This window comes from Rhizobium sp. 05L429, from assembly GCF_056397645.1.
Map to the genome: position 1 here is coordinate 13,567 of NZ_JBFTNV010000013.1, position 25,543 is coordinate 39,109.

General features: G+C 58.8%; 22 protein-coding genes. 11 read left to right on the forward strand and 11 right to left on the reverse strand.

Going from position 1 to position 25,543, the window contains the following annotated elements:
• Positions 1 to 122 precede the first annotated feature (122 nt).
• The 5 genes from AC1DNW_RS15490 to AC1DNW_RS15510 form a co-directional block, all read right to left on the reverse strand.
• Positions 123 to 1,046 carry an amino acid ABC transporter substrate-binding protein gene (locus AC1DNW_RS15490; protein WP_477853401.1) on the reverse strand — a complete coding sequence of 308 codons (924 nt, stop codon included), beginning with the start codon at positions 1,044 to 1,046 and terminating at the stop codon, positions 123 to 125.
• Positions 1,047 to 1,063: 17 nt separating this feature from the next.
• Complete coding sequence (gene potE, locus AC1DNW_RS15495; RefSeq protein WP_113296464.1) at positions 1,064 to 2,422, reverse strand: putrescine-ornithine antiporter; 1,359 nt, start codon at positions 2,420 to 2,422, stop codon at positions 1,064 to 1,066.
• A 20-nt stretch (positions 2,423 to 2,442) separates the two neighbouring features.
• Positions 2,443 to 4,806, reverse strand: a complete 2,364-nt coding sequence (gene speC / locus AC1DNW_RS15500) for an ornithine decarboxylase (protein ID WP_477853403.1) — start codon at positions 4,804 to 4,806, stop codon at positions 2,443 to 2,445.
• A complete protein-coding gene (locus tag AC1DNW_RS15505) occupies positions 4,803 to 7,064 on the reverse strand; it encodes an Orn/Lys/Arg family decarboxylase (RefSeq protein ID WP_477853405.1) in 2,262 nt (753 codons plus the stop codon). Before AC1DNW_RS15505 ends, speC begins: the two co-directional genes overlap by 4 nt.
• Positions 7,065 to 7,228: 164 nt before the next feature.
• Positions 7,229 to 8,155 carry a cation diffusion facilitator family transporter gene (locus AC1DNW_RS15510; protein WP_477853407.1) on the reverse strand — a complete coding sequence of 309 codons (927 nt, stop codon included), beginning with the start codon at positions 8,153 to 8,155 and terminating at the stop codon, positions 7,229 to 7,231.
• Positions 8,156 to 8,336: 181 nt separating this feature from the next.
• Between AC1DNW_RS15510 and AC1DNW_RS15515 the strand changes: the two genes are divergently transcribed.
• Positions 8,337 to 9,692, forward strand: a complete 1,356-nt coding sequence (locus tag AC1DNW_RS15515) for an amino acid permease (RefSeq protein WP_113307616.1) — start codon at positions 8,337 to 8,339, stop codon at positions 9,690 to 9,692.
• 15 nt (positions 9,693 to 9,707) lie between these two features.
• Here AC1DNW_RS15515 and arcC read toward each other — a convergent pair whose 3' ends face one another.
• The 5 genes from arcC to AC1DNW_RS15540 all read right to left on the reverse strand — a co-directional run bounded on the left by arcC (position 9,708) and on the right by AC1DNW_RS15540 (position 13,831).
• Positions 9,708 to 10,643 carry a carbamate kinase gene (arcC, locus tag AC1DNW_RS15520; protein ID WP_113510025.1) on the reverse strand — a complete coding sequence of 312 codons (936 nt, stop codon included), beginning with the start codon at positions 10,641 to 10,643 and terminating at the stop codon, positions 9,708 to 9,710.
• Between the two features lies 1 nt (position 10,644).
• Positions 10,645 to 11,649, reverse strand: a complete 1,005-nt coding sequence (locus AC1DNW_RS15525; protein ID WP_477853408.1) for an ornithine carbamoyltransferase — start codon at positions 11,647 to 11,649, stop codon at positions 10,645 to 10,647.
• A 36-nt stretch (positions 11,650 to 11,685) separates the two neighbouring features.
• A complete protein-coding gene (gene arcA / locus AC1DNW_RS15530; RefSeq protein ID WP_477853409.1) occupies positions 11,686 to 12,915 on the reverse strand; it encodes an arginine deiminase in 1,230 nt (409 codons plus the stop codon).
• A 170-nt stretch (positions 12,916 to 13,085) separates the two neighbouring features.
• Entirely contained in the window at positions 13,086 to 13,292 is a 207-nt protein-coding gene (locus AC1DNW_RS15535) for a hypothetical protein (protein ID WP_113307612.1), read from the reverse strand.
• 188 nt (positions 13,293 to 13,480) lie between these two features.
• Positions 13,481 to 13,831, reverse strand: coding sequence for a hypothetical protein (locus AC1DNW_RS15540; protein WP_113307611.1), 351 nt, complete (start codon positions 13,829 to 13,831; stop codon positions 13,481 to 13,483).
• Between the two features lie 270 nt (positions 13,832 to 14,101).
• On the opposite strand from AC1DNW_RS15540, the gene AC1DNW_RS15545 reads away from it, so the two are divergent.
• The 3 genes from AC1DNW_RS15545 to AC1DNW_RS15555 all read left to right on the forward strand — a co-directional run bounded on the left by AC1DNW_RS15545 (position 14,102) and on the right by AC1DNW_RS15555 (position 17,839).
• Positions 14,102 to 15,334, forward strand: a complete 1,233-nt coding sequence (locus AC1DNW_RS15545) for a sensor histidine kinase (protein WP_477853411.1) — start codon at positions 14,102 to 14,104, stop codon at positions 15,332 to 15,334.
• On the forward strand, positions 15,300 to 15,974 hold the full coding sequence (locus tag AC1DNW_RS15550; protein WP_113296474.1) for a response regulator: 675 nt from the start codon (positions 15,300 to 15,302) through the stop codon (positions 15,972 to 15,974). The genes AC1DNW_RS15545 and AC1DNW_RS15550 overlap by 35 nt, the downstream gene beginning before the upstream one ends.
• 86 nt (positions 15,975 to 16,060) lie before the next feature.
• Positions 16,061 to 17,839, forward strand: coding sequence for a hypothetical protein (locus tag AC1DNW_RS15555; RefSeq protein ID WP_477853614.1), 1,779 nt, complete (start codon positions 16,061 to 16,063; stop codon positions 17,837 to 17,839).
• Positions 17,840 to 17,844: 5 nt separating this feature from the next.
• Here the strand turns inward: AC1DNW_RS15555 and AC1DNW_RS15560 are convergent, their stop codons facing one another.
• A complete protein-coding gene (locus AC1DNW_RS15560) occupies positions 17,845 to 18,810 on the reverse strand; it encodes a hypothetical protein (protein WP_477853413.1) in 966 nt (321 codons plus the stop codon).
• 159 nt (positions 18,811 to 18,969) lie between these two features.
• On the opposite strand from AC1DNW_RS15560, the gene AC1DNW_RS15565 reads away from it, so the two are divergent.
• The 7 genes from AC1DNW_RS15565 (at position 18,970) to AC1DNW_RS15595 (ending at position 25,493) form a co-directional block, all read left to right on the forward strand.
• Positions 18,970 to 19,614: a helix-turn-helix domain-containing protein gene (locus AC1DNW_RS15565; RefSeq protein WP_477853415.1), complete on the forward strand. Its 645-nt coding sequence runs from the start codon at positions 18,970 to 18,972 to the stop codon at positions 19,612 to 19,614.
• A gap of 48 nt (positions 19,615 to 19,662) precedes the next feature.
• Positions 19,663 to 20,010 carry a hypothetical protein gene (locus tag AC1DNW_RS15570; protein ID WP_477853417.1) on the forward strand — a complete coding sequence of 116 codons (348 nt, stop codon included), beginning with the start codon at positions 19,663 to 19,665 and terminating at the stop codon, positions 20,008 to 20,010.
• 311 nt (positions 20,011 to 20,321) lie between these two features.
• Positions 20,322 to 20,915 (forward strand): flavin reductase family protein, encoded by a 594-nt coding sequence (locus AC1DNW_RS15575; RefSeq protein ID WP_477853419.1) that lies wholly within the window; start codon positions 20,322 to 20,324, stop codon positions 20,913 to 20,915.
• 415 nt (positions 20,916 to 21,330) lie between these two features.
• Positions 21,331 to 22,206 carry a carbohydrate ABC transporter permease gene (locus AC1DNW_RS15580; protein ID WP_113296480.1) on the forward strand — a complete coding sequence of 292 codons (876 nt, stop codon included), beginning with the start codon at positions 21,331 to 21,333 and terminating at the stop codon, positions 22,204 to 22,206.
• On the forward strand, positions 22,203 to 23,111 hold the full coding sequence (locus AC1DNW_RS15585; protein ID WP_477853420.1) for a carbohydrate ABC transporter permease: 909 nt from the start codon (positions 22,203 to 22,205) through the stop codon (positions 23,109 to 23,111). The genes AC1DNW_RS15580 and AC1DNW_RS15585 overlap by 4 nt, the downstream gene beginning before the upstream one ends.
• 4 nt (positions 23,112 to 23,115) lie before the next feature.
• Positions 23,116 to 24,219 (forward strand): ABC transporter ATP-binding protein, encoded by a 1,104-nt coding sequence (locus tag AC1DNW_RS15590; protein ID WP_477853422.1) that lies wholly within the window; start codon positions 23,116 to 23,118, stop codon positions 24,217 to 24,219.
• Positions 24,220 to 24,245: 26 nt separating this feature from the next.
• Positions 24,246 to 25,493 carry an ABC transporter substrate-binding protein gene (locus AC1DNW_RS15595; protein WP_477853424.1) on the forward strand — a complete coding sequence of 416 codons (1,248 nt, stop codon included), beginning with the start codon at positions 24,246 to 24,248 and terminating at the stop codon, positions 25,491 to 25,493.
• Positions 25,494 to 25,543 lie beyond the last annotated feature (50 nt).

A 25,543-nucleotide genomic window follows, 5' to 3' on the forward strand; every position in this document is an offset into this window, starting at 1 on the left:
CCGTCCGGTTGCCAGAATCCATGTTCGTCACATCGGTATGCAGGCGGGGTGCGGGTCGGAAGGACCTGCTCCGGAGCACGCCGTTTTCTTCGACGGTCGATGATCGGCCGCAATGCGCAGTGCTATTCCGGCAGCGCCGTCTGCCGGAAGAATGTCACGGTCGCTTCGTCCGGCGGTCCGAACCAGGTGGTGAAGAATGTCCGGAAATCCTGCGCGGCATAGGCCTGGCTCAGCGCGCGATCGACAGCAAGGCGGAAGTCCTCATCTCCGCGCGCCAGCTCAAGGCCGAGCGGCTCGTAAGTGAAATGCCGCTGCAGGACAATGAGACTGCCGGAATTGTCGCTGCGGGCGGCAGCATCCATAAGGATCGGCATGTCGCCGAAGAGGACTGCCGAACTGCCGTCCAGGACACGCTCGATCCCMTGCTGATAGTTGTTGACGGGCGTTGCGGTCGCTGCGAGCTGGAAAGTCTTGATCCTGTCGGAGAGCCAACCCTCGCTCGTCGTACCGGCGATTGATGAGAATGTCTTGTGTTCCAGGATCGTTCGGGCCGGTGAACCACGCCAGACGGGGCGGTTTGATGGTTCGCCATATTGCAGCACTTCCCGCAGCGCCAGCGGAGCGCTGGCGCTGAGGAGCGCGCCGGTGCCGCTCGGGAAGATCGGAATAGAGAACGACACTTGTTGTCGGCGCGTCAGCGTTACCGGCTCTGCCCCGCAGACAAGATCCGCAGCGCCGGCCTGTATGGCCTGCGCTTTCTCGTCACCGGAAAGAGGGACCCATTCCACGTCGAGCTTCGGCAGATTCAGCTGCGCCCGCAGGCTATCGGCGATCTTGTTGCAGATTGCAACCGCGTAGCCGTTCGGCTTGCCCTGCTCGGCGAAGGAAAAGGGCCTCGCATCCGGCTCGTAGCCAAGCTTCAGCGCACTGTTTGTCCTGACGCGGTCGAGTGTTTGAGCCACCGCGGGCGTGCTGAGAGCCGACGTTGCCGTCGCGGCGAGGACAGAGACGGCGATAACCGCCCAGTGATCATTTTTTCCTGACATGTCTGGTCCTCCCTCTGTTACTCAGCCGGAACCCGGTTCACGCCGCTGGCGAAACGCGGGGCGATCAGGCCGTAAATGATGAAACCTATCCCTGTGACGATCATGCCGCCGAGCACCGCATCCTTGCCGGAGGCGTAGATGGCGAAGACGCTGTAGGCCATGCCGATAAGAGCGATCGTGGCATTCAGCCGGTATTTCGCTGGGGGCACGCGGGCTGCCTTCATCATGACGAACAGGGCAGACAGCGCGATGATATAAGGCAGTACGTTCGTGACCACCGCGAGATTGACCAGTGCAGAGAACTGTTCGCTCAGCGTCGGCGATATGGTCATCAAGGCAAGGCAGGTCTGTACGATGCCCAGAATGATCATGCCCCTGACAGGCGCACCCATCTCGTTCACCCGCGAAAATAGGGATGGGAACATCCGCTCGTCGGCAGCGGTTTTCGCCGTCTGGGCGATTGTAAACTGCCAGCCGAGTAGCGAGCCAAGGCAGGCCAGCACAGCGAGCGCCATGATGATCGAACCGATCGTCGGATTGAACATCGTGGCATAGGCGAGTGCGAACGGCCCAGTAGAGGTGGCGAGATCCGCGTTCGGCACGATGCCCTGAATAACCGTCGTCGACAGGATGTAGATGACGGCCGCTCCCAGCGTGCCGAACATGCAGGCGAGCGGCACGTCTCGCTTGGGGTTTTCAACTGCATCGGAGTTCTGTGCCGCGGACTCCATGCCGAGGAAAGCCCAGAGCGTGAGCGAGATGCTCGATCCCATGCCCTGCGCGAGCGATAGTCCTTTCGGGTTCCAGGCAGCTGCGAACGTGCTGGAGCTGAACCAGAGCCAGCCGATAATCGACAGCAGCCCGACGGGAAGGATGACGCCCCAGACGGTGATCGAGCCGATACGGCCGGTGATGCGCGGACCGCCGAAATTGGCGGCCGTGGTCAGCCACAGGAGCACGATCAGCGCCAGGCAGGTCATGATCGGTGTCGAGGTCAGCACCGGAAAGAAGCCGGCAAGATAACCGACGGCCGAAATCCCGATCGCCACGTTGCCGACGGCGAGCGAGAGGAAATATAGGAAGAACACCATGAAGTAGCCGTCTTTCCCATAGGCATCTTCCGCGTAAGCGGACATGCCACCGGGGCGCTGATTGAACAGCCCCGCCTGGGCAAAGCCATAGGCGATTGCCATCGAGCCGACAGCGGTGACCAGCCAGGACAATAGCGAGATCGCGCCGACCTGGGCCATATTGGCGGGCAGCATGATGATACCCGAGCCCATCATGTTGACGGCGACGATGAAGGTGAGTTGCACAAGGTTCATCTTCTTCTTGGCCGTGGTCTCGGCCGCGAGATGCATCGTGTTATCGGTCATGATGAAATCCTCCCTACCCCCTACTCGCGCACGACATATGTGTGGAACTTGATCCGCCCATCGATCCGCTCCTGGAACACGCCCTGGACCTCGTAATTGAAGCCGGGGAAGCGATTGAAGGATTCTTCGAAGGCGAGGAAATAGTCCCGCATCGGCCGCGCCCGGTCGTCCCAGCGTTCTCCCGGCACGATCACGCCGATACCGGGCGGGTAGATCAGCGCCAGCGTCGCCGAGATGCGGCCGGCAGCTTCCGCCAGCGGCACATAATCGACATTGTTGGCGACCAGCGCCTCATAAGCCTGCTTGGGCGCGATTGCCGGTTCCGGGAAGCTYTCGGAGCGGAAGCAGAGGCGCTGCAACTCCTTGACGCCCGCCTCGCGATAGAAGGAATGCATCTCCCGGCAGACCTGGCGAACGGAATAATCGGCATAACGCTCGCGATTGGCCGCGAAGACGGTCGGCAGCACCTCCTGCAGCGGCGCATCGCGGTCCCAGAGGTTCTTGAACTTGACGAGCTTGGCGACCAGCGTGTTCAGCTTGCTCTCGTCCTCGGCCGGGGTCAGTAGGAAGAGCAGGCTGTTCAGATCGCATTTCTCCGCCACGACCCGCTGCTCGCGCAGGTAGTTGGCAACGACCGTCGCCGGGATGCCAAATTCGCGATACTCGCCGGTTTTCCGGTCGATGCCGGGTGTCAGTATCGCAAGCTTGTTTGGATCGACCATGGTGTAGCCGGGCGCATAACCCGAATAGCCATGCCACTTCGCCTGCGGATCGAACMGCCAGCATTGCTGCTCACGCTTCAGCACATCGGTCGGAATATCTTCCCATCTGGTATCGGCGAGATCGCCGGTGTGCTTGGAGCCCGAAACCGACACCCTGTCTGGCACGAAGGGATCGAAGAACCATTGCTCTTCGGGGCTTGCCGCTTTGGTCTCGTAATGATCGACGAACCCGCGCAGCTTCTTGCGCACCTCGATCCCGAGTTCGATGCAGCGGTCCCACAGCATCTCTCCTGCCTTGCCTTCATGCACCTTGGCATTGACATCAAGCGAGGCAAACAGGGGATAAAAGGGTGATGTCGAAACATGCATCAGCAGCGATTCATTGAAGCGCTTGTGTTCGACGAACCGGCGCTGTCCGCTGATATGTTCGTCCCGTTTGTGGATCTGAGATGCCTGCGAGAAGCCGGCGCCCTGCTTATGGACCGATTGGGTGGAAAACAGACCCGGCATGTCGGCCGACAAGTCCTTCAGCCGCATCGGGCTATGGCCCTCGAAAAGCGGATGGAAGGCGTTGTAGCCGATCCAGGCTTCGTCCCAGAGCACGTAGTCGCAGAGATGGCCGATCTTCTCCATCACCTGCCGGACATTGTAGATCGTGCCGTCATAGGTCGCGAGCTGAATGCAGGCCAGACGGAAAGGCCGCTCGGCCTTGGCACGGCTCTTGTCGGTGACCAGCGGGTGTTCCTCTATCTTTTGCCGCAGCCAGGCTTCGTCCCAAGCCGCCCAATCGACGGCCCCGATCATTCCGAAGGAGTTGCGGGCGGTCGGCAGATAGATCGGGATGGCGCCTGCCTGCACGAGGGCTCCTTGATGCAGGGATTTGTGATTGTTGCGGTCGAAGAGCACAAGGTCACCGTTGCGCAGCACCGCATTGGCAACCACCTTGTTGGAAGTGCTCGTTCCGTTGAGGATGAAATAGGTCCTATCAGCGCCGAAAATGCGTGCCGCCTGTTTCTGGGCTTCGACTGCGGGACCTTCATGGATCAGGAGATCGCCGAGATCGACATCGGCATTGCAGAGGTCGTTGCGGAAAATGCTCTCGCCGAAATATTTGAAGAAGAGCTGCCCGGCCGGCGATTTCCGATAGAACTGGCCGCCCTGATGCCCCGGGCAATCGAAGGCGATGTTTGCCTCGCCRTCATAGGCCATCATGCCGCCGAAGAAAGGTGGCAGCAGCGATTTGCCGTAGTTGACCGCGCTGGAAACGATCTGCTTGGCATAGAAGGTCGGCGTCTGCTGGCCGAGATAGACGAAACCATCCACCTCACCGGCCATCTCGACGACATCCATATCGGCGATCGTCAGCGTATCGGCCATCGCCCAGATCGGCGTTCGGAAGCCTATTTCTCTCACAGCGCGAAGGAAGCTGCGTGCCGCCGGCAACTGCCCGCCTTCGACCGAGCCGATATAGGCGCCGACGTCAGCATCTTCCGACACATCAGCGGAATAGTCGTCGCGTAGCTCCACCTCAAAACCCTGGGCGGTGATCTGCGCCACCAACTCCTGCGCCTGAGAATTGTCGCGGTCGATGACGGCCACGATCTTCAGCATCTTATGGAACGGTATGGCGACCGTCGGCGACTTCACATCACGCGGGATCATTCTTGTGCCTCCGCTACAATGCAATCAACCAGATAGCGGCGTCCGTTATCACCGGGTGTGAAGCGCAGGCCGTGAATATCGGTTTCGAAACCGGGGAACTTGCGGTCGAAATCACGGGCGTAAAGAAGGTAATCCTGAATGGACTTCGTTGACAGCGTGATCCGCTCGCCCGGCATGATCAGCGGAATTCCGGGTGGATAGGGAACGATCATCACGGCAAGGATGCGATCCATGAGATCGTCGATCTCGACGCTCTCGATCCGGCCTTTGACCAGCCGGTCGTAGGCATCGGCAGGACGCATCGCCATTTCCGGCAGCACCGTATACATCTCGCGTTGCGCCTTCGGCACGTCGTCCTTGCGATAGATTGCGTGGATCTGTTCACAGAGATCTTTCAGCCCCATGCCGGCATAGGCTTCCGGATGCGCTGCTGCGAGCGCCGGCAGCGCCCGGGTCAGCGGCGCATTGGCGTCATAGAGATCCTTGAAATTGAGAAGTTCGGTGACAAGCGTGCTCCACTTGCCGCGGGTGATGCCCATCGAGAAAAGCACGAGGAAGGAATAAAGGCCGGTCTTTTCGATCTCGATGCGCCTGGARGACAGGAACTTCGTGATGACGGCGGCCGGTATCCCGTGCTCATCCATGACACCGCTTGCAGACAGGCCCGGCGAGAGGATGGTGACTTTGATCGGGTCGACCATGACGTGGTTTTCGGCAAGCCCGGTAAACCCATGCCAGGCATCGTCCGGTTTCAAGACCCAGTCGGCATGGGTGTCGCTCGGCGTCTGCTCGGCAACCGTCGGCTCCCAGACGTCGAACCACCAGTTGCCTTCCGTCTGTTTCCTGACCGCATTCATCGCCCGGCGGAAGCTGATCGCCTCGTCGATTGTCTCCTGCACCAGCGCGCGGCCGGCCGGCTGTTCCATCATGGCGGCAGCGACATCGCAGGAGGCGATGATGCCATATTGCGGCGAAGTCGACGTGTGCATCATGAAGGCTTCGTTGAAGCGGGTTACGTCGAGACGTTTGTTCTCGGCATGCTGGATATGGATCATCGATGCCTGAGAAAGGGCTGCCAGCAGCTTGTGCGTCGAGTGCGTCGCAAAGGTGATGGCGTTCTGCGATCGCGCAGGCTGGTTCGACGAGATCCCGTGGAAGCCATCATAGAATTCGTGAAAATTGGCATAGGCATACCAAGCCTCGTCGAAATGCAGCACTTCGACTGCATCGCCAAGTGACGCCTTGATGGCATCGACATTGTAGCAGAGACCGTCATAGGTCGAATTGGTGATGACCATCAGCCGGACCTTGCCGCTCGTTTGCCCGGCAAAGGGGCTTGCGGCGATCTTGCGGGCAATCGATTCAGGCGTGAACTGATCCTTGGAGATCGGGCCGATAATGCCTAGCCCGTTGCGCGAGGGCGTCAGATAGATCGGCGTCGCACCCGTCATGATGAGCGAGTGCAGGATCGACTTGTGGCAGTTGCGATCGCAGAGCACGAGATCGCCGCGCCCGACCATGCCGTGCCAGACGATCTTGTTGGCTGTCGACGTGCCGCCGACGACGAAGAGGGTTTCGTCTGTGCCGAAGATGCGCGCCGCATTGCGCTCGCCCTCCGCGATCGGCCCGACATGATCGAGAAGGGAGCCGACGCTGCCGACCGATACGGAGATATCRGAGCGAAGTGTGTTTTCGCCAAAGAACGTATAGAAGAGCTGGCCGACCGGGCTTTTGCGGAAAGCAACACCGCCGCCGTGACCGGGCGTATGCCAGGAATAGGCGCCCTCCAGCGTGTAATCCATCAGCGCCTTGAACATCGGCGGCGGCAGCCGGTCGAGATAGTTGCGGGCGGCCTGCGCGATGGCGCGGGCCATGAATTCCGCGGAATCCTCAAACAGCCGGAAGAAGGCATTGGCGTGGCGTAGCACTGCCGCCGGAACATCTTCGGCGGTCGTATCATCACCGAAGAGAAAGATCGGCAGCCGGTCGTTTCTTTGTCGCTTTGCAGCCAGCACCTCTCCGAGCACTTGCCAGCGTGTGGCCTTGTCCTCGGTACCGTCGACGGAGACCAGCCAGCAGGATTCGGTATTGAAGACATGGACCAGACGACGGGCGTCTTCGTAGGAAACGCCGGAGACGATCCGGAAGCCTTCCTTCTCGATGGCTGCTGCCAGATCGCGCATGCCGCGTCCGGCGGCGCTTTTTCCGTCAAAATCTTCGTCAATAACAGCGATAGGAAATGCCGTCTGGAATTCCATGAGTTCCTCCAGAAACCTGATGTCAAAGGCTCCGGCCGCCATGCAGCCGTGTGCATCTCAGGTAGAAGGATCGTACATGAGGGGTAGTGCGGCGTCGTTGATTGCAATMAACGTGACGCAAAGCATTTAGGCAGTGGAGACGGCCCGGATGCTTCCAGCTGACGTTACTCCGCCCATTCTGTGTCGGTGGTGAAGGCAATCGTCAGCCAGCGATTGGCACTCTCGTCGCCGATCGCATTCCCAATCTCGTCGCGCAACGCATCCCACTCCTCCAAAGTCTTTGGGGGAAGTCCTTCGGGTACGATGAAGTAGAGCTCAATCTGCTTGGCGCGGCCGACCTGGGCAACATAGGCGCGGTGAGAGAGGAAGCCGAGGCGGCGGACAGTTTCCGATGCAATGCGATCGACATGGTTTTGCAAATCGACAGGGGCAATCAACAGGACTTCGCTCAGCGCCTTCCATACGGTGGTGATCGGAAGCGGGATCATGACGAGGCAGACGAGTGCTAGGACCGCGGGGTCCATATAGCTTGCGACCCATGCAACCGGCGTCGCCTGCACGGCCATGCCGATGAGAAAAGCGATGAGCAATGCAAGTGCGATTCCGCCCGACATGATCCAGGCCTTGATGTCGAGCGATATGAAATCGGATTTGATGCGGCGGTTCAGCCTGATGCCCATGATAGCCATGACCATACAGACGAGCACCGTCGCGGTGGAATAGGCTACGGCCATGCCGAAACGGAGTTCGTGGCCGCCGTTCAAAATGCTGATGATCGCGCTGATCAGCGCATAGACGCCGACCGTCATCAGCAGGCAGCCATTGAGCATGAGTACGATCGGCTCCAGATGCCAGAAGCCCATCGTGAACCGGTTTCGAATTCTGCCGGATTGGGCATCGCTCTGCGTCGATTTCAGGATCAGGCTCGAAACCCACAGCGCAAGTCCGGTCATCGCCGCATCGGCCAGCGAATAAACACCATCGAAGGCAATGGAAAATGAGCCGGAAAGAATACCGAAAACCACGCCGAGGGTCGCGACCACCACGGTCGCTGCAATCGAGATCCTGAGAAACCCCTGCTCGCTTAACATCGTCACCCCACTCCGGCACCGGTCATTCTAAAGGCTTTACGACAATCGGGAAGGCTAGACGAGGCCTGGCGACTACGCATTGATCCGGATTGCGGCTGTCCGTTTTTGCAACGACAATCACGGCTCGAAGGCAGTCCGAAGAGCCATCGGCTCCCGGAAGCCGGCTCACGGGAGGGACCTTATGACAACCTCGTCGAATGGCAAAAGTCTCGGACTTGCCGCCTGCACCGCCATCGTGGTCGGAAACATGGTGGGATCCGGCTTCTATCTTTCACCAGCCGCAGTGGCGCCCTACGGCAACCTCGCAATCATCGTCTGGATCATCATGGGCGCCGGCGCAATCTGTCTCGGCCTCACCTTCGCTCGCCTGGCGAGCCTCGTACCGGTCACCGGCGGGCCCTATGCCTATACGAGGCTGGCCTATGGAGATTTCGCGGGTTTTCTGATCGCCTGGGGCTACTGGATTTCCATCTGGACGTCGCTGCCCGTTATCGCCATTGCCTTTACTGGTGTGATGGTCGACCTCTTTCCGGCCCTCAGCAACCGCTTTACCGCGACCGTTCTGACGCTCGGTGTGATCTGGGCGATCGTGCTGGTCAATCTTCGTGGCGTTCACGCGGCCGGTCTCTTCGCGCAGGTCACGACCTATGCCAAGCTGCTTCCCTTCGGCGCCGTCGCCATTATCGGCCTTCTCTACATCGACACTTCGCATTTTTCCGAGTTCAACCCGAGTGGCCAGCCGCTGCTGCAGTCGATCGCAACGTTGGCGCCGCTGACTATGTTCGCCTATCTGGGCTTGGAATCAGCGACCGTGCCCGCCGGCGATGTCGAGAACGCCGAGCGGACCATTCCCCGCTCCACCGTCCTTGGGATCTCAATCGCCGCCACCCTCTATGTACTCGGCACCATTGTCGTCATGGGGCTCATGCCGCGTGAGCAACTGGTTCACTCAATCGCGCCCTTCTCGCAAGCCGCCGGAATCATGTGGGGCCGCCCCGGAGAGCTGGCGATCTCGATCGCCGTACTGCTCTCCTCGATCGGTGCCCTGAACGGCTGGACCCTGTTGATGGGCCAGGTGCCGATGGCCGCTGCGCGCGACGGATTGTTTCCGCCGCTTTTCGCACGGCTCTCCTCGCGMGGCGTACCTGCATGGGGGATGGTCGTTTCGGCATTGTTTGCAACGCTGCTGGTACTCGTCCAGGCTCTCGGCTCTGAAGGCTTTGCGGCGGTTTACCGGCTGATGGTCGGGCTGAGCACGATGGCGGCCGTTGTTCCCTATGCCTTCTGCGCGCTTGCCGGAAGCCTGGTTGCCGGCGCGACCCAGGGACGGATGCCACGGGTGAGTGCGATCGAGCTTATCGCCTTCGTCTTTGCGATCTTCACCCTGTATGGCTCCGGCGCCGAGCCGGTGCTTTATGGGCTCGTTTTGCTGATGCTCGGAATTCCCGTCTATGTCTGGCAAAGGCGAAACGCGGTCGAAGTCACAAACAAACAGACGGCAGCGGGTGCAGCAACGCACCCGGCCGTCTCAGGATAAGTTTGCCTTAGAAGTTCAGTGCCAACTCAGCCCATCAAAACTTTCGTTGATAATCGTACCGCGCTCGCCGCGTACCATTCCGGCAATATCGGCAAGCGAGCCGATGGCGGCCGTCTTGCCGTTTGCCCGTGCGAAGTGGCAGGCGGCATCCACCTTCGGCCCCATCGAGCCGGCCGGAAATGAGAACTGCCTGAAATCATCGGGACGAGCGCGGTGGATCGCCTTCTGGGACGGTTTGCCCCAGTCGATGCAGACGGCCTCGGCGTCCGTTGCCATGATCAAAAGATCTGCATAGAGCTCGCGCGCCAGAAGCTCCGAGCAGAGGTCCTTATCGATGACGGCTTCGACGCCGATCAGTTTTCGGTCGGCACCCTTTTCGTACATGGTCGGAATACCGCCTCCACCTGCGCAGATGACGATCGTGTGCTCTTCCAAGAGCCAGCGGACTGGACGAATTTCAAAGATGCGCTTCGGTGCCGGCGAAGCGACGACGCGCCGCCATTTTTCGCCATCCTGCTTGAAGACCCAGCCCTTTTCAGTGCGGATCCGGTCGGCCTCGGCCTTTTCGTAGACCGGACCGACGAACTTGGTCGGGTTTTGGAAACCAGGATCATCGGCATCGACTTCCACCATGGTTAGAAGCGTCGCCAGCGGCTGCTCGAAAGGCAGGAGATTGCCGAGTTCCTGCTCCAGCATATAGCCGATCATGCCTTCGGTTTCGGCGCCGAGAACATCGAGCGGATAGGCCTCCTCCGGCTTGTAAGCGGCTCCCTGGAGCGCGAGCAGCCCAACCTGCGGCCCATTGCCGTGCGTGATGACGATCTCATGTTCGGCCGCCAATGGCGCAATGGCCTGAGCAGCGACGCGCGCGTTCCGCCTTTGGGTATCGGCAGTCATGGGCTCCCCGCGCCGGAGAAGCGCATTGCCGCCAAGCGCAATGACCACACGCATGTCAATCTCCCAAAGTAGCGACGAGCAGGGCCTTGATCGTGTGCAGGCGATTTTCCGCTTGCTCGAAAGCGACATTGGCCTCGGATTCGAAGACGTCATCGGTGACTTCGAGGCCGTTTTCCATGCCATAATCTTCGGCGATCTGTTTGCCGAGCACGGTTTCAGTGTCGTGGAACGCMGGCAGGCAATGCATGAATTTGGTCTGCGGATTGCCGGTCGCTTTCATTAGCTCCTGATTGACCTGATAGGGCGTGAGCAGCTTGATGCGTTCGCGCCAGACATCTTTTGGCTCGCCCATCGAAACCCAGACATCCGTGTGGATGAAATCAACATCCTTGACCGCTTCCTTCGGATCTTCGGTGACCAGCAGCCGCGCGCCCGAGGCCTGCTGCAGATCCCTGGCGATGTTCATATATTCATCCGACGGCCACAGTGATCTCGGACCGCAGATGCGCACATCCATGCCGAGCAGGCAGCCGACGATCAGCAGCGAGTGCCCCATATTCGAGCGCGTGTCGCCGACATAGGCATATTTGATCTGGGTGATCGGCTTATCGCTATGCTCACGCATGGTCATGACGTCGGCAATCATCTGCGTCGGATGATATTCGTCCGTCAGGCCGTTATAAACGGGCACTCCGGCGTAACGGGCCAGCGTCTCCACGCCTTTTTGCGCGGAGCCGCGATACTCGATTGCGTCATACATGCGGCCGAGCACCCGCGCCGTATCCTTGAACGATTCCTTGTGTCCGATCTGCGAGCCGGACGGATCGAGATAGGTCACGTTGGCGCCCTGGTCCGAGCAGGCAACTTCGAAGGCGCATCTCGTTCTCGTCGAGGTTTTCTCGAAGATCAGGCAGATTTCCTTGCCTTTCAGGTGCTCCTGTTCGGTGCGGGCGTATTTGGCCCGCTTCAGGTCGCGTGCGAGATCGAGAAGGTAGCGGAATTCCCGTGGCGTATAATCCTGCACGGTCAGAAGCGAGCGATTGCGCAGATTGAAGCTCATGGTCTTGCTCCGTCGGTCTGGTTCGTGGGTGAAACGTCAGTAAGCCGGGTCGCGCCAGATGGGGCATGTCATGCAATGCCCGCCGCCACGGCCTCGGCCAAGTTCGGAACCGCGAATGGTGATCACCTCGACGCCTGCCTTGCGCAGCAGCGTATTGGTATAGGTGTTGCGGTCGTAAGCGACGACGACGCCTGGTTCGAGTGCGACGACATTGTTGCCGTCGTCCCATTGCTCGCGTTCGGCCTGATATAAATTGCCGCCGGTCTCGACGGTGCGCAGCGGCGGCAGGTCGAGCGCCTCGCTGACGACATCGAGCATCGGCTGATTTTCGGGATGGATCTCGAATGTGCCGTCGTCATCCACCGGATACATGCTGTAGCAGCGGATCTGGTCGACGACTTCGGCAAACAGCGTGACAAGGTCACKATCGCAAAAGCTGAAAACCGTATCGAGATGCATGGCTGCACGGCTCTTCGGCATCAGGCAGCCGATCACCCGCTTTGCGGCCTTGTTCTTAAACAGGGCCTGTGCCACCTGGCCAACGGCCTGATAGGTGGTGCGCTCGCCCATGCCGATCAGAACGGTGCCGTTGCCGATCGGCATGACGTCGCCGCCCTCCATCGAGGCATTGGCGAACTGAGTATCGGAATCGCCCCACCAGATCTTGAAGTCACCACCGTGAAAGATCGGATGAAACTTGTAGATCGCGCGCTGGATCAATGTCTCTGCGCGCCTTGCCGGCCAGAACATCGGATTGCAGGTCACGCCGCCATAAATCCAGCAGGATGGATCGCGCTGGAATAGGGTGTTGGGGATCGGGGGGATGACGAAATCTGTTTCCGGCAGCGCGCTCAGCATCAGCGACTTAGCCTTGACATCGGGCAGGTCGGAGATCGCGATGCCGCCGATCATAAAGGCGGCAAGCTGGTTTGCCGGCATTTCGTCAAGCCATGGACGCATGGCCTCGGCGATCTGCGAGCCGAGCACGTTCGGCGTGATGCGCCGATCCAAAACGAAATCGCGCGCCTGCTTGTTGGCGAGCGTCTGGCCGAGCAGATCGTGGAGCTCAAGAACCTCGACCCCTCTTTCCTGCATCTTGAGGACAAAATCATAGTGATCCTTCTGTGCCTCATGCACCCACAGGACGTCGTCGAAAAGCAGATCATGGCAGTTTGCAGGCGTCAGGCGCTGATGAGCCAGGGATGGTCGGCAGACCATGACGGTTCTCAGCTTTCCCACTTCCGAGTGAACACCGAAACCACGCATGCGCTCCTCCTTCCAGCCATCGGGGTAGCGGCCGCGCCGCCGCTCTAAACACATTCAGCCTGGTTGGCAGCCTATTTGGGCTGACCCGCTGATGTCATTGATTGCAGACAAGGTGCAGTGCAGCATTTGTAATTTCCGAACCGTCCGGCCTATTGAGGATGCAGTTCCTTTCACTGAAGATCGGACGCGTCGCATCGCTGCATCTGCCATGCACGCCAATGGGTCGGGTGAACGTCCAGCGTCTCGCCGGTGAGCGCATTGGCCCATCCGCCAGGCAGACGCTGGCAGGGGAATACCAAGGCGTGGACACCTTCGTCGTCGATGACGGCGAGTTCTATATCCTCTTCGAACGGAGCTTCCATGACCAACCGCCACATCACCGATCCCTCCCCCGACGATGCACGAGTGTCGACCGGACAAGAGGCCATGGTTTCGGCATGCCAGTCACTCGGCCGGCGTGGGTTTTCCTGCCAGCGCGCGGATGCCGCGAAGACCTCCGCTATGTCCTGCCTTTCGATGGATTCTCGATAGCGCAGGCTTTTTCTTGGGAGCCTTACGTGCCCACTCATTCGATGTAGAACGTCAGATTGCCGTTTCGGGCGCGTGTCACCCATTCGATCTGGTTGGGTGTCAATTTCTTGGCCTTCAGTTGCTGAACGAGCCACTGGTTGGCACGGATTGCCGTCCGGATTTCCTTGACATGTTCAGCACTGCCCGGCCTCGGCATTGCACCGACTTCAACTGCAGTTCGAAAACTGACGATTGAAAACCGCTTGTCGTGATAGGTTCTGATGTGCTCCGGCAGGTTTTCGGCCCAGTTCATGCGCCGGAATTCCTTGCGGTTCTGTTGGGCGTCGACAGGCGTCACAACCGACGCTGCGGTCGCAATTGCGATAGCAAGGGCAAACTTCCTCATCTTCCTGATCCCTCAAATGGCGATGTACCCATGGCTCCGAAGAGTAGCGGAACAATGAGCGCAGAGCATTGAGCCGGATCAATAGAGATGACGCCGAGCCGAAACGGTGGCGCACCGGACCTTCGGCCGGGCAATCCTGCGGGGAGAGACCAATAGAGTCTACGCGATACTACACCGAACATCCGTCCAAAGGTGGTAAACTTGCGTCATTGTTGGGAAAGGAGAGGCTGTCTGGGACTGAATAACTTCTCAAAGGGCGGAGTAGACACCATGTCCATCAAGGTGGAGGCATCGCAAGTTGCTGAACACGGTCCCGCTGTCTCAAACCTCGCGGGACGAACTTCGTTCACGGAATCGCGAATGGCACGCGCTTTGTGCGAGGGAGAAAACGGGCCACGGTTGGAGTGGATCCGGCGACTTTATGAACGGATGCCGGATGCAGTGTTCTTCATAACTGACCGCCACGGAATTTCGGCCTGCAACAGGGCTGCGGTGACGCTGTTCGGCTACGAAGAAAGCGAGTTGCTCGGCCGCCAGATCGACTTCGTCTGGTCTTCGACGCCAGATGTTCAACTCAGTGGCCGCTGGGCAAGCCAGGGAGCAGTACGCGCCGGTCTGGCAATCACGAAGAACGGCGTTCAGTTCCCAACTGTCCTGACCATCATCAGGGAACAGGGCGAAAAAGGGGCCTTCGCTGTGGCGATCTTCGAGGACTTCCGGGCCGAGCGCGAGACATTGCAGCAGGTTCAGGAGCTTCAGAGGGAGCTGGCCCGTCTCGCAAGGGTGGTTACGCTTGGGGAAATGACATCGACGCTGGCTCATGAACTTTCCCAGCCGCTATCTTCGATCGCCGCCTACTCACAAGGTTGCGGGAGGCTTATGATGAAAGATCGCCGCCGTCACGGCGAGGAGCTTCGCGAAGCTCTGTCGGAAATTACGCAGCAAGCCTTATGGGCAGGAACGGTCGTCCAGAATATCAGAGATTTCGCGAGACGCGGTGCCTGCGAGAAAAAATTGGAAGCAATGCACGCGTTAATTCATGAGGCGGCGACGCTCGCACTCGCCGGGTCACCGCGGAATAACGTCCATATCGAGTATCAGCTTGAGGCCGAACGCGACATCGTCCTCGCCGACCGCGTCCAGATCGTGCAGGTGCTGACGAACCTTCTTCGCAATGCCCTGGACGCGACTGACAGTGTCGAGCAACCCTATATCGTCATCCGCAGCAGAGGCGACGACTCATCTCATCTTGTCGTCGAAGTGTCTGACAACGGTTGCGGGATTGCCGCCGAGATGGAAGAGACGCTGTTTCGTCCCTTCGTGACCAGCAAGCCGCGAGGCCTCGGTATGGGCCTGGCATTGTCCAGGCGCATTATCGAAGCGCATGGCGGCTGTATTATCGCGCGCAACAGAATGGGGAGCGGCTCAACCCTCTCGTTTTCGCTTCCGCTAGTGGAGACAAAAGCCCATGGCGAACGACCTTACGATCCATCTCGTCGATGACGAGGAGTCGCTCAGACGATCCTTGACGTTCTTGCTGGTGTCGGCAGGTTTTGCGGTCCGCGCGCACAGCTGCGCAAAGGCCTTTCTGGAACGCCTGCCCCTTTCGGGGAGAAGTTGTCTTGTGACGGACCTTTGCATGCCACATGTCGACGGCATCGAATTGCTTCACCGCCTGCGCCGTTTCGGCATGGACGTCCCGGCGATCGTCATCACCGGCCAGGGCGATATTGCTGCGGCCGTTCAGGCGATGAAAGCGGGGGCATTCGATTTCCTGGAAAAGCCTGTTCGGGAAGAGGCGCTGATCGCAGCCATCAACGGAGCAATGGCACAAGGGCGGCACGGCAGCGCGGTGGCCGATTGCGAAAGCGTTGCTGCGCGACTTCGCCAGCTCACGGACCGCGAACACCAGGTCCTCTCCGGCGTGCTCGATGGCTTACAGAACAAGATGATCGCTTATCACCTGGGTATCAGTTCGCGCACGGTGGAGGTCCACCGCGCCAATGTGATGGCGAAGATGGGCGCGCGCAATTTGGCAGAACTCATGCGTCTGGCCATGACCATCGAGGCGGCAGCGCAATCGATTGAAACCACGAGGAAAGCGCAGGCCGGGGACCGGTCAACGTATATGCGTCAATTCTAAAGCAAGTCTTGCAACCTCAGGCTCGTACGCTAATATGCGTTAGACGAAACTTAAATAATTGCGTCATCTTTGTCGTAGGGGCGATCATGAGAAGCGCAAGTGTGAATGCTTTCAGCAGTCTTGGGCCGACGGCTAACGAGATTTGCCAGCAGGTCGAACGAATTCTCACAAGCGAGGAATTCCACGCGCCGAAGCGTGGGCGAAATTTCCTGGAATTCGTTGTCAATGAGACGCTAGCCGGTCGATCGGATTTCCTGAAAGCATTTACGATAGCAAATGTGGTTTTTGGCCGGGAAGCCTCGTTCGACCCGCAGAATGATCCGGTTGTCCGGATTGAGGCCGGTCGAATACGAAAGGCGCTCGAGCGTTATTATCTCGTCGCGGGTCAGAGGGACGACGTCGTCATCACTGTGCCCAAAGGCGGATATGTCCCGCATTTCGAATATGCGCGGGGTGCGCCAGCCCTGACGGCGCCCGTCGAGATCCCCGACAATGTACTGAATGCGGAGTGCGTAGATCAAAATCACTCGTTTCAGGAAACACGTCGTCCGGGGTTAGTCACCCTTCCTGGTCTCGGAACTGCGCTGGCCGTCGTCCTCGCTCTTCTTCTCCTCGCTCTGGCGTCCGCATTGTCTTTGCGTGATGCTCCGACCGCAGTATTGCCGCTGGCCCCAGCTGAGCCAAGGGTGCTTGTCGAATTTTTTGCCGAAAGCAGCCCCGTTGACGCCGGCTCGGATATTGCGCTTGGTCTCAGGGACGACATTATCGGACAACTTGCCCAGTTCGATGACATCGTCGTGGTCGCCGATCCGCTGCGTGGTGAGCACGCCGCCGAGGCCGACTACGCGCTCCAGGGCAATGTCCAGTTCGATGGAAGCAGGCTGCGTGCTGTTGCCAGGCTGGTGCGCCAACTGGATGGAGCCGTCATCTGGGCCAACAATTTCGATGCGGATCTTCAAGATCAGAACAAGCTTGCGATTCAAGGCAATGTCGCCCGGCAAGTCGCCAATGCGATCGCACAGCCTTATGGTGCCATCTTTCAAACCGACGCGGATATGATAGCGCGACCGGCACAGACGGGAGACCGGAGTGCCTATGCCTGTACGCTCGCCTATTCCAGCTATCGTCAGACCATGACTGCGCAAAGTCACAGTTCAGCACGCGAATGCCTGCAACAGGCGACCCAGCGTTTCCCCGATAACGCGGTGTCCTGGGCGCTGCTGTCCATGGTCTATCTCGACGAACTCAGATTCCGCCACACGCTCGGCACATCATCGTCGATCCAGCCTCTCGCACTGGCGAGCGCTGCTGTGGAGCGAGCAACGTCGCTCGCGCCAGGCAACTCCCGCGTGCTTCAAGCGCAGATGCTGGTGAGCTTTTTCAGCGGAGATATCGACAAGGCCCTGAAGGCAGGCACCGCAGCCTATGCTGCAGACCCTGACGATGTGGAAGTTGCAGGCGAATACGGTCTTCGACTGGCAATGTCGGGGAAATGGCAATCGGGCTGCGAGTTGCTGTCGATCGCCCTCAACAAGGGTGTTGGCACCCGAGGTTATTACGAGGTCGGCATGGCTTTGTGCGCGTTCATGAAAGGAGATATCGAAGAAGCCGAGCAGTGGTCGCGAAGGTCCGACCTCGACGATAATCCCATGCATCGCCTTGTGCTGCTATCCATTCTCGGAGCAGCCGGAAAGACGGATGAAGCCATGCAGGAACAGGACTGGCTCAATATCCACGCGCCGGCTTTGATGACGAATATCCGCCGGGAGGTCTCGTTCCGCCTGCAACGGCTGGAGGACCAGGAGCGGTTCCTGAACGGGCTGCGCGCCTCGGGATTGGTCATTGACGCCGTATCTGCAAGGTAAGGCAGCTATGGATCGGCGCCTGCGCCGTTCAGTTTGCGGCTGTTCGAAATCTCCATAGCGATCTGTGCAGCGATCTCGTCCTCAACATCAAGAATTGTCTGACCGCGCAAGTCTCGATCATATTGATTTGCCCAGATAACCGTGCCGTCGGCGTCATTTATCATGCGGACATGCAGATGAAGGATCATGCCCTCGACGGTCGCACTTCCCTGCAGGTTGAAAAGCGAGCCGGGGATTTCCGTTCCCGACCGGCCAGGGGCAAACACGATAAGGTTCTCTACCCTCATCAGCTTTGCAATCAGCTGATCAGCCAATCCCTTTACGAAATCGGCTCCCTGCGCCGTGCCGCCGAGGGCGACGAAGGGTTCGACAACAATCCTGGTCTTGCTCTTCAACGTTGATGTGGCAGGGGCCGGTAACGTTCTTGGTGGGGAAAGATAGGCTTCGAGCGGACGGACAAGGGCGAGTATTGCCATTGCCCCAAACAACGCAGGGACGCCGATCGGCAACAGGAAATCTCGATAGCTCACCCGCCGCTCCTGACCGAGAGGCGGCCGCTTATTCTCGCGRTTCTGCGGGGCGGAAACCTCGCCTAGATTCGAACTGTCTTCCCCACTGGAAAACTGCGGCGCATAGCCTCCTTTGGGGACGGTAATCCGGATCCGGTCACCATGTCCGCTGACGAGGTAGTATCGTTCGAGCGCGCGACGGATCCGCCCCGCTTCGATGCGGACAACCGGATCATTCTGTGCGTCGAAGGATGAATCGCGTCCAAAAACAGCCTGTGCAATCGTATAGGCCTTTAGCTGTTCGCTGCGCCCTTCAAGCGTCTCTTCAACAATATACTGCAGGAAGCGGCGCCCTCGCTCAGGGGCAAGGAACTCCGGACTGGCGAGTATCAGGTCAAGTTGCGCACGCACGCTTGCCGGGTCTTGAAGTGCGCGGTTGTCCCCTCCCTCTTCCGATGCCATCGATACCTCCCACGATATTTTCGTATCGCTCTCATCAAGGGGAACAGCTTTATACACCTGTCGGTGGTCGCGGGCTTCCGTAACAATACGTAAGGAGTATCTCGAATACCCGGGCGGGCAGCGATTGCTTATGCTGCGATGCGGATGGGGACGGCACACATGCTTCAAAACCAGACGATCGTAAAGCACACGACAGTTACAGGCCACCGCTATGGTAGTGCTGCCAGAACGGCGAAGGATCAATCGATCCGTCTCAAGGCCGACGAGACGATCTATAGCGAAGGCGAACACGCTCTTACGATCTACCAGGTCGAATCGGGCGCGGTGCGGATATACCGCCTCACGGCAAGCGGGCAGCGGTATATTCTGTCTTTTTGCGGCAAGGGTGAATGGTTCGGACTCGAAACAGGCACTGTGCGAACCGATTTTGCAGAGACCGTCTGCGAAACCTGCATCAAGCCCTTTCGTGCCAATCAAAACGCAGTCATTCCCGTAGACCTTCTCCACATTGCCCTGACGAACCTCGCAAAGGCACAGCACAAACAGCTCGTCATTACCGAGCAAAGCGCATTGAAGCGCGTCGCCGCCTTTGTCTACGAAATGGCCGATCGTCATCCGGCAGATTGCGAATTCGATATGATGATGTCGCGCAGCGATATCGCCGATTATCTCGGACTGACGGTCGAAACCGTCGCCCGCTGCTTCACGAAACTTCGCAAAAAACGCATCCTGTGCCTGAACGGCAAACTGCAACGCATTGTTCGCCTTGTTGACCGCGATGCACTCATCGCAATGGCGATCTAGCGGCAGCGATTTCGGACCAGTTGATCTTGCAAAAGGAGGGATTGAGCAATGAAGTACACATCCGGCCGAAGATCAAACGGATTGGCCAAAACGCTCCTTGCAGGCCTGGTCTCGCTGGTCGGGCTTCCACTCACCACGATCGAGGCGCAGGAAGATCCGTTCGATCAATTTCCATTGCTCATCCAGTGCAAGCACAAAGAAACCTATCACGCCTTCTATATATCGCGTATCTCCCCGGACGGTGTCGCGACTTATGTGGCATCTGAACGGATGGCAGGGACGATCACCCTGGACGGCCACGCGAAGGCAACCGGCGGCGCGGAGGGCGGCAGCTGCGTCGGCAAGACCTTGGCAGAGCTTCGCGCATCTCATCAAGCCTATGACCTGAAACGTTAGAGCATGTTGCGGGCGGCGATTTTGCAATAACGACATACGTCAAACAAGGACTTAAAGCGTAACAAGCCGATCTGCGAGATCGCGATACGCTTTCGCGCCTTCCGCGTGAACTGGCCTACAGCTCGATCATTTCACTTGCTCACCGGCGTGACCGGCACGATAACGACTGAGTTGCGGAATGCCTTCGGTTTCGCGGCGCGTCCGCCGTCACCAGGAACCACATCGTTTCGCATCATCTTTCTTTGTCTCACGCGCAAAGAAAGGGTGGGGAATTGTGATTTCATCTTCGTGGGCTTCGAATGAACGAGCATATGAAAGCCGTTGAACTCAAAAAGGCCTTTCGCCTGATCAACCATGGCCCAACGGTCCTGGTGTCGGCGCGCCATGACGGTGTCGACAATGCCATGGCTGCCGCATGGTGCTGTGGTCTCGACATCGATCCGCCGAAGCTCAGCGTCGTCGTCGACAAGATTGCTCAAACACGCACGCTGATCGAGGCGACCGGACGCTTCGTAATCCAAGTACCAACGGTCGCCCAGCTCTCGCTGACACGCGAAGTCGGGAACCGCACCTTGTATAAAGAGCCGGACAAGCTGCGGACGTCGGGCGTGTCGATTTTCGATATGCCGGGACAGGACCTGCCCTTCGTGGAAGGTTGCTCGGCCTGGCTCGCCTGCAAGCTGATCAATGAGCCTCATAACCAGGATGCCTACGACCTGTTTATCGGTGAGGTGACCGCGGCCTGGGCCGACGATCGTGTGTTCCGCAATGGGCATTGGCACTTTGAAACGGCCGGCCCTGAGTGGCGCAGTCTGCACCACGTCGCAGGCGGCCATTTCTACGCGATCGGAGAAGCGCTTTCGGCTGAAGTCCAGCCAACCGAAAGTGCATCGTCCTCACTCTGATGGGAAGATCAATTTACCCCTTGGTCGCTCCTGCCGTCAGCCCGCCCGGAAGAAGAGGAACAGGAGGGCGATCGGGACCGTCATCACCATGGAGGCGGCCATGACCGCTCCCAATCGGTGTTGAACTCGGTTGAGAACTCCGCAAGCCCGATCGGCAGCGGGCGTCGATCTCGTGCCTGAGCGGGCGAGACAGTATCTCCCGGAAGACGACCAGGCCTTCTTCGATTGATCGGCTGCGGCCGCCCTCCTATCCAACTTCAGCGTGAGCAATACCTCCGGGCTCAGCCAATTCTCATTGACATCGCCATTTTTTGGTCCCTATAGTTGATGCGTTATGAACTATATCCTGTTCATATAAGAACAGATTGACAGCGAGCTGGAGGAGCGGAGCGCTGGTGATCTGAGGAGGAGGCTCATGGGAATCCGATGGAGCCGCGTCATCCCGCATCTGGCCGTTGCGCCTGCGGCGCTGTTGACGCTTGTCTTTTTCATTGGGGCGATAGGCTGGACCGTCTATCTCTCGTTCACGGCGTCCAGACGCTTCCCCGACTATGAATTGGTCGGCTGGAAGCAATATTGGCGGCTTTTTCACGATCCGTCCTGGACCCTGGCGCTGCAGAACCTCGTCATCTTTGCCGTTGGCAGCCTGTTGTCGATCGTGATGGGTTTCATTCTCGCTGCGCTGATCGACAAGGAAGTGCATGGCGAAGGCATCTTCCGCACTGTTTTTCTCTATCCGCTTGCCGTCTCGCTGATCGTTACTGGCCTCGTCTGGCGCTGGCTCTTCAATCCGGGCCTCGGCGTCGAGAACGTGCTTCATTCGATGGGCTGGGAGAGCGCCTCCTTCAACTGGCTCGCGAGCCAGGACACGGTGATGTTCGGCGTCATCCTGGCGGCTGTCTGGCAATCGACCGGCTTCTTCATGGCGCTGATGCTCGCCGGCCTGAAATCGATCAATACCGAGATCTGGCAGGCCGCCCGCCTCGATGGCGTGCCCTTTTGGCGGCTCTATATCGAGGTCATCATCCCCATGATGAAGCTCACGTTCCTGACCTGCATCATCCTGCTCTGCATCGGCGTGGTGAAGGCCTATGACATCATCGTTGCCATGACCAATGGTGGACCCGGCGGCGCATCGGTCATGCCTGCCTATTTCGTCATCGACGCCTATTGGCAGAAGCAGAATCTCGGCTTCGCCTCGGCAGGTGCCACCGTCATGCTGCTCACGACCCTTGTGCTCTTCCTGCCGCTCGTCATTCTCACCGCCATCCGGCAAAGGAGGGAGGCATGACGGCGATCTCAGCGACATCACAATCGCGCCGCGAGACGAAAGTGCGCCGGCGTCCGCTGATCCGGCCGAACCGGGTGGTGATCTTCGTCTTCCTGCTGATGGCGGCCGCCTTCTTCGCGGTCCCGCTCTACGTCATCGTCGTGACGTCCTTCAAGACGATGGATCAGATCCGCGAAGGGCAGATATTCTCCCTGCCCTCGCCCGGGACGACCGATGCGTGGTCCTACGCCTGGATGCAGGCTTGTTCGGGTATGAACTGCAACGGCGTGCGCATCGGCTTCATCAATTCGCTCTATATTCTTGCTCCCAGTCTGGTCCTGACGATCTCGCTGTCGATCGTCACCGGCTACGGGCTGGCCCTCTGGAACATCAAATGGGCGAACGGCTTCCTGTTCGTGCTTTTCATCTGCGCCTTCGTGCCGTTCCAGATCATCATGTATCCGTTGATCAAGATCGCCGGCGCGCTGCATATCTACGGTACGACATTCGGCATCGCCGTCATTCACAGCGTCCTGTCGCTGCCCTTCCTCACATTGATCTTCCGAAATTATTTCAAGGGAATGCCGCCGCAGATCATCGCCGCGGCGATGATCGATTCCGGTTCTTTCTGGCGGATCTTCTTCGAGATCGTCCTGCCGATGTCCGGCAATATCATGATCGTCGTGCTGATCCTGATGATCACGGGAATCTGGAACGACTTCCTGGTCGGACTCACCTTCGGCGCCCAGGATACGCAGCCGATGACGGTTGTGCTCAATAACATCACGGTGACGACGACGGGCGCCAAGAATTACGCGGTCGACATGGCCTCGGCGCTGCTGACCGCCCTGCCGCCGCTCGTCATCTACTTCGTTCTCGGCAGGTTCTTCGTGCAGGGCATCACTGCCGGCGCCATCAAGGGATAGAGGCATGCCTTCCATCGCATTCAACAATATCGTCAAGAAGTTCGGTGCACTGACGGTTATCGAGAACCTGAACCTCAGCATCGGCGACGGAGAATTTCTGGTCCTGCTCGGGCCGTCCGGCTGCGGCAAGACTACGCTGCTCAATCTTCTGGCCGGCCTACTGGAGATCGACGACGGGGAAATACTGATCGACGAGCGGGATGTCAGCTATCTCGATCCCAAGGATCGGGGCCTTGCCATGGTCTTCCAGTCCTACGCGCTCTATCCCACCAAAACTGTGCGCGGAAACATGAATTTCGGGCTGACGTCGCGCGGCATCTCGCGGGTGGAAGCAGACAAACGGATCGCCTGGGCAGCCAAGCTGCTGCAGATCGAACACCTGCTCGATCGCAAGCCATCGCAACTCTCTGGCGGCCAGCGCCAGCGCGTGGCGATCGGCCGGGCGCTGGTCAAGCAATACGGGGTCTGCCTGTTCGACGAGCCACTTTCGAACCTCGATGCCAAGCTACGCAACGAGATGCGCATGGAGATAAAAAAGCTCCACAACCAGCTCAGGAACACCGTTGTCTATGTCACCCACGACCAGGTAGAGGCCATGACGATGGCCACCAAAATCGCCGTAATGAACAAGGGCGTCATCCAGCAATTCGGCACGCCGGACGAAATCTACAACGAACCGGCCAATCTCTTCGTCGCCGACTTCGTCGGCTCACCGGCCATGAACCTGCTCGACTGCGTCGTTAGACAGGAAGGCAGCGATCTCGTCGCCGTGGATGAGAAGGACAGCATCCGCATCAATCTCGGCGAATATAAATGGAAGGTTGGCGCCGACGACGGCAAGCCAGTCAAGATCGGCTTCCGTGCCGAGGAATTGCTGATCGAGGAGCGCGCGGATGCAGGCAACACCGTCCGCTTCGACTGCCCGGTCGAATATTTCGAAAAATCTGGTCCTGACGCCTTCGCCTTCCTGACCATGTCGGGAAAGAGCATCGCCGTGCGCATCGATGGTCGTGATGCAAACCGCTATCGAGGCAAACCGGCTCTGCCCGTTTATCTKCCGCTGACCAAGTTGAACGTCTTCGATGCGCCGACCGGCCGGCGGCTGTGACCAGATTCAAAAGGGAGGAATGTTGCATGACAAAATGGAAATCGCTGAAGGGGCTATCGCTCCTGCTTGCCGCGACGACACTTGCCGCAAACGCCTGGGCAGATGAAGTCGTCGTCTATCACACCTGGTCAAAGCCCTCGGAAATCGCGGCTCTAGGCGTTCTCAGGGACGCTTGGGCAAAGGACGGCCACCAATGGAAAGACCTGTCCATCGCCCATGACTCCGGCGCCAATGTCAGCCTCATGAACATGATCACCGGCGGCAATCCGCCTGCGATCTTCATGAATTCCGATCCCGGCATCTATCGGGATCTGAACAAGCAGGGCCTCGGCGTGCCGCTCACCAAGCTGTTCGACAGCATCGGCGCCACGAAGAATTTCCCGCCCTCGGTTCTGAAAAACATCACCGTCGACGGCGAGATCGTGAAGGCGCCTGCGACAGTGCATATCGACGGCATGGTCTATTACAACAAGCATGTGGCGGAAGCCGCCGGTGTCGATCCGAAGTCTTGGAAATCGCTTGACGACCTCTTCGCGGATTTCGACAAGGTCAAGGCGGCCGGTTACATCCCGATTGCACAGGGCGGCGACCAGTTCCAGAAGGCCTATCTGCTGCAGGCCTTGATCGCTTCCGAGGAGGGTCCCGCGATCTACGATCGTTTCTATGGTGAAAAACCAGACCGCACAGTGATCGATACGCCTGAGATGCGGGCGGCGCTCAAACGCTTCCGCCAGATCGCCGACCACACGGATCCGGGCTCCCCGAACCGCCAGTGGAACGACACGACCAATCTCGTGATCACCGGCAAGGCACTGCTTCAGATTCATGGCGACTGGATGAAAGGCGAGTTCGTCGCCGCGCAGAAGAAGCTGGGCACGGATTTCGACTGCATCAATATTCCCGGCACCAAGGCTGTCGTCGTCACTGTCGATTCCTGGGGTTTCCTCAACACCAACAACGCTGACACGGCAAAAGCCCAGGAAGACTTCGCCAAGCTCGATGTCGATCCGAAGCTCAATGCCGAGTTCGTCTTGAAGAAGGGTGCAAGCCCTGTTCGTACCGATGCCGATACGACAAACCTCGATGCCTGCAACAAGCTCGTCCTGGAAACCCTGAAGGACCCGACGAAACAGGTTTCCAACCCCTTCAATACGGCCGACGCCGACTGGTATCGCACCATCTGGCAGGAAGCCGACAAATATTGGAGCGATCCGAAGCGGACTGATGACGAGTTTGTGCAGGCGATGCAGGACGCCTACGACCAGATCTTCTGAAATAGCGCTAAAACAACCCGGCAGATCGCTGCCGGGTTGTTTTAGTTATC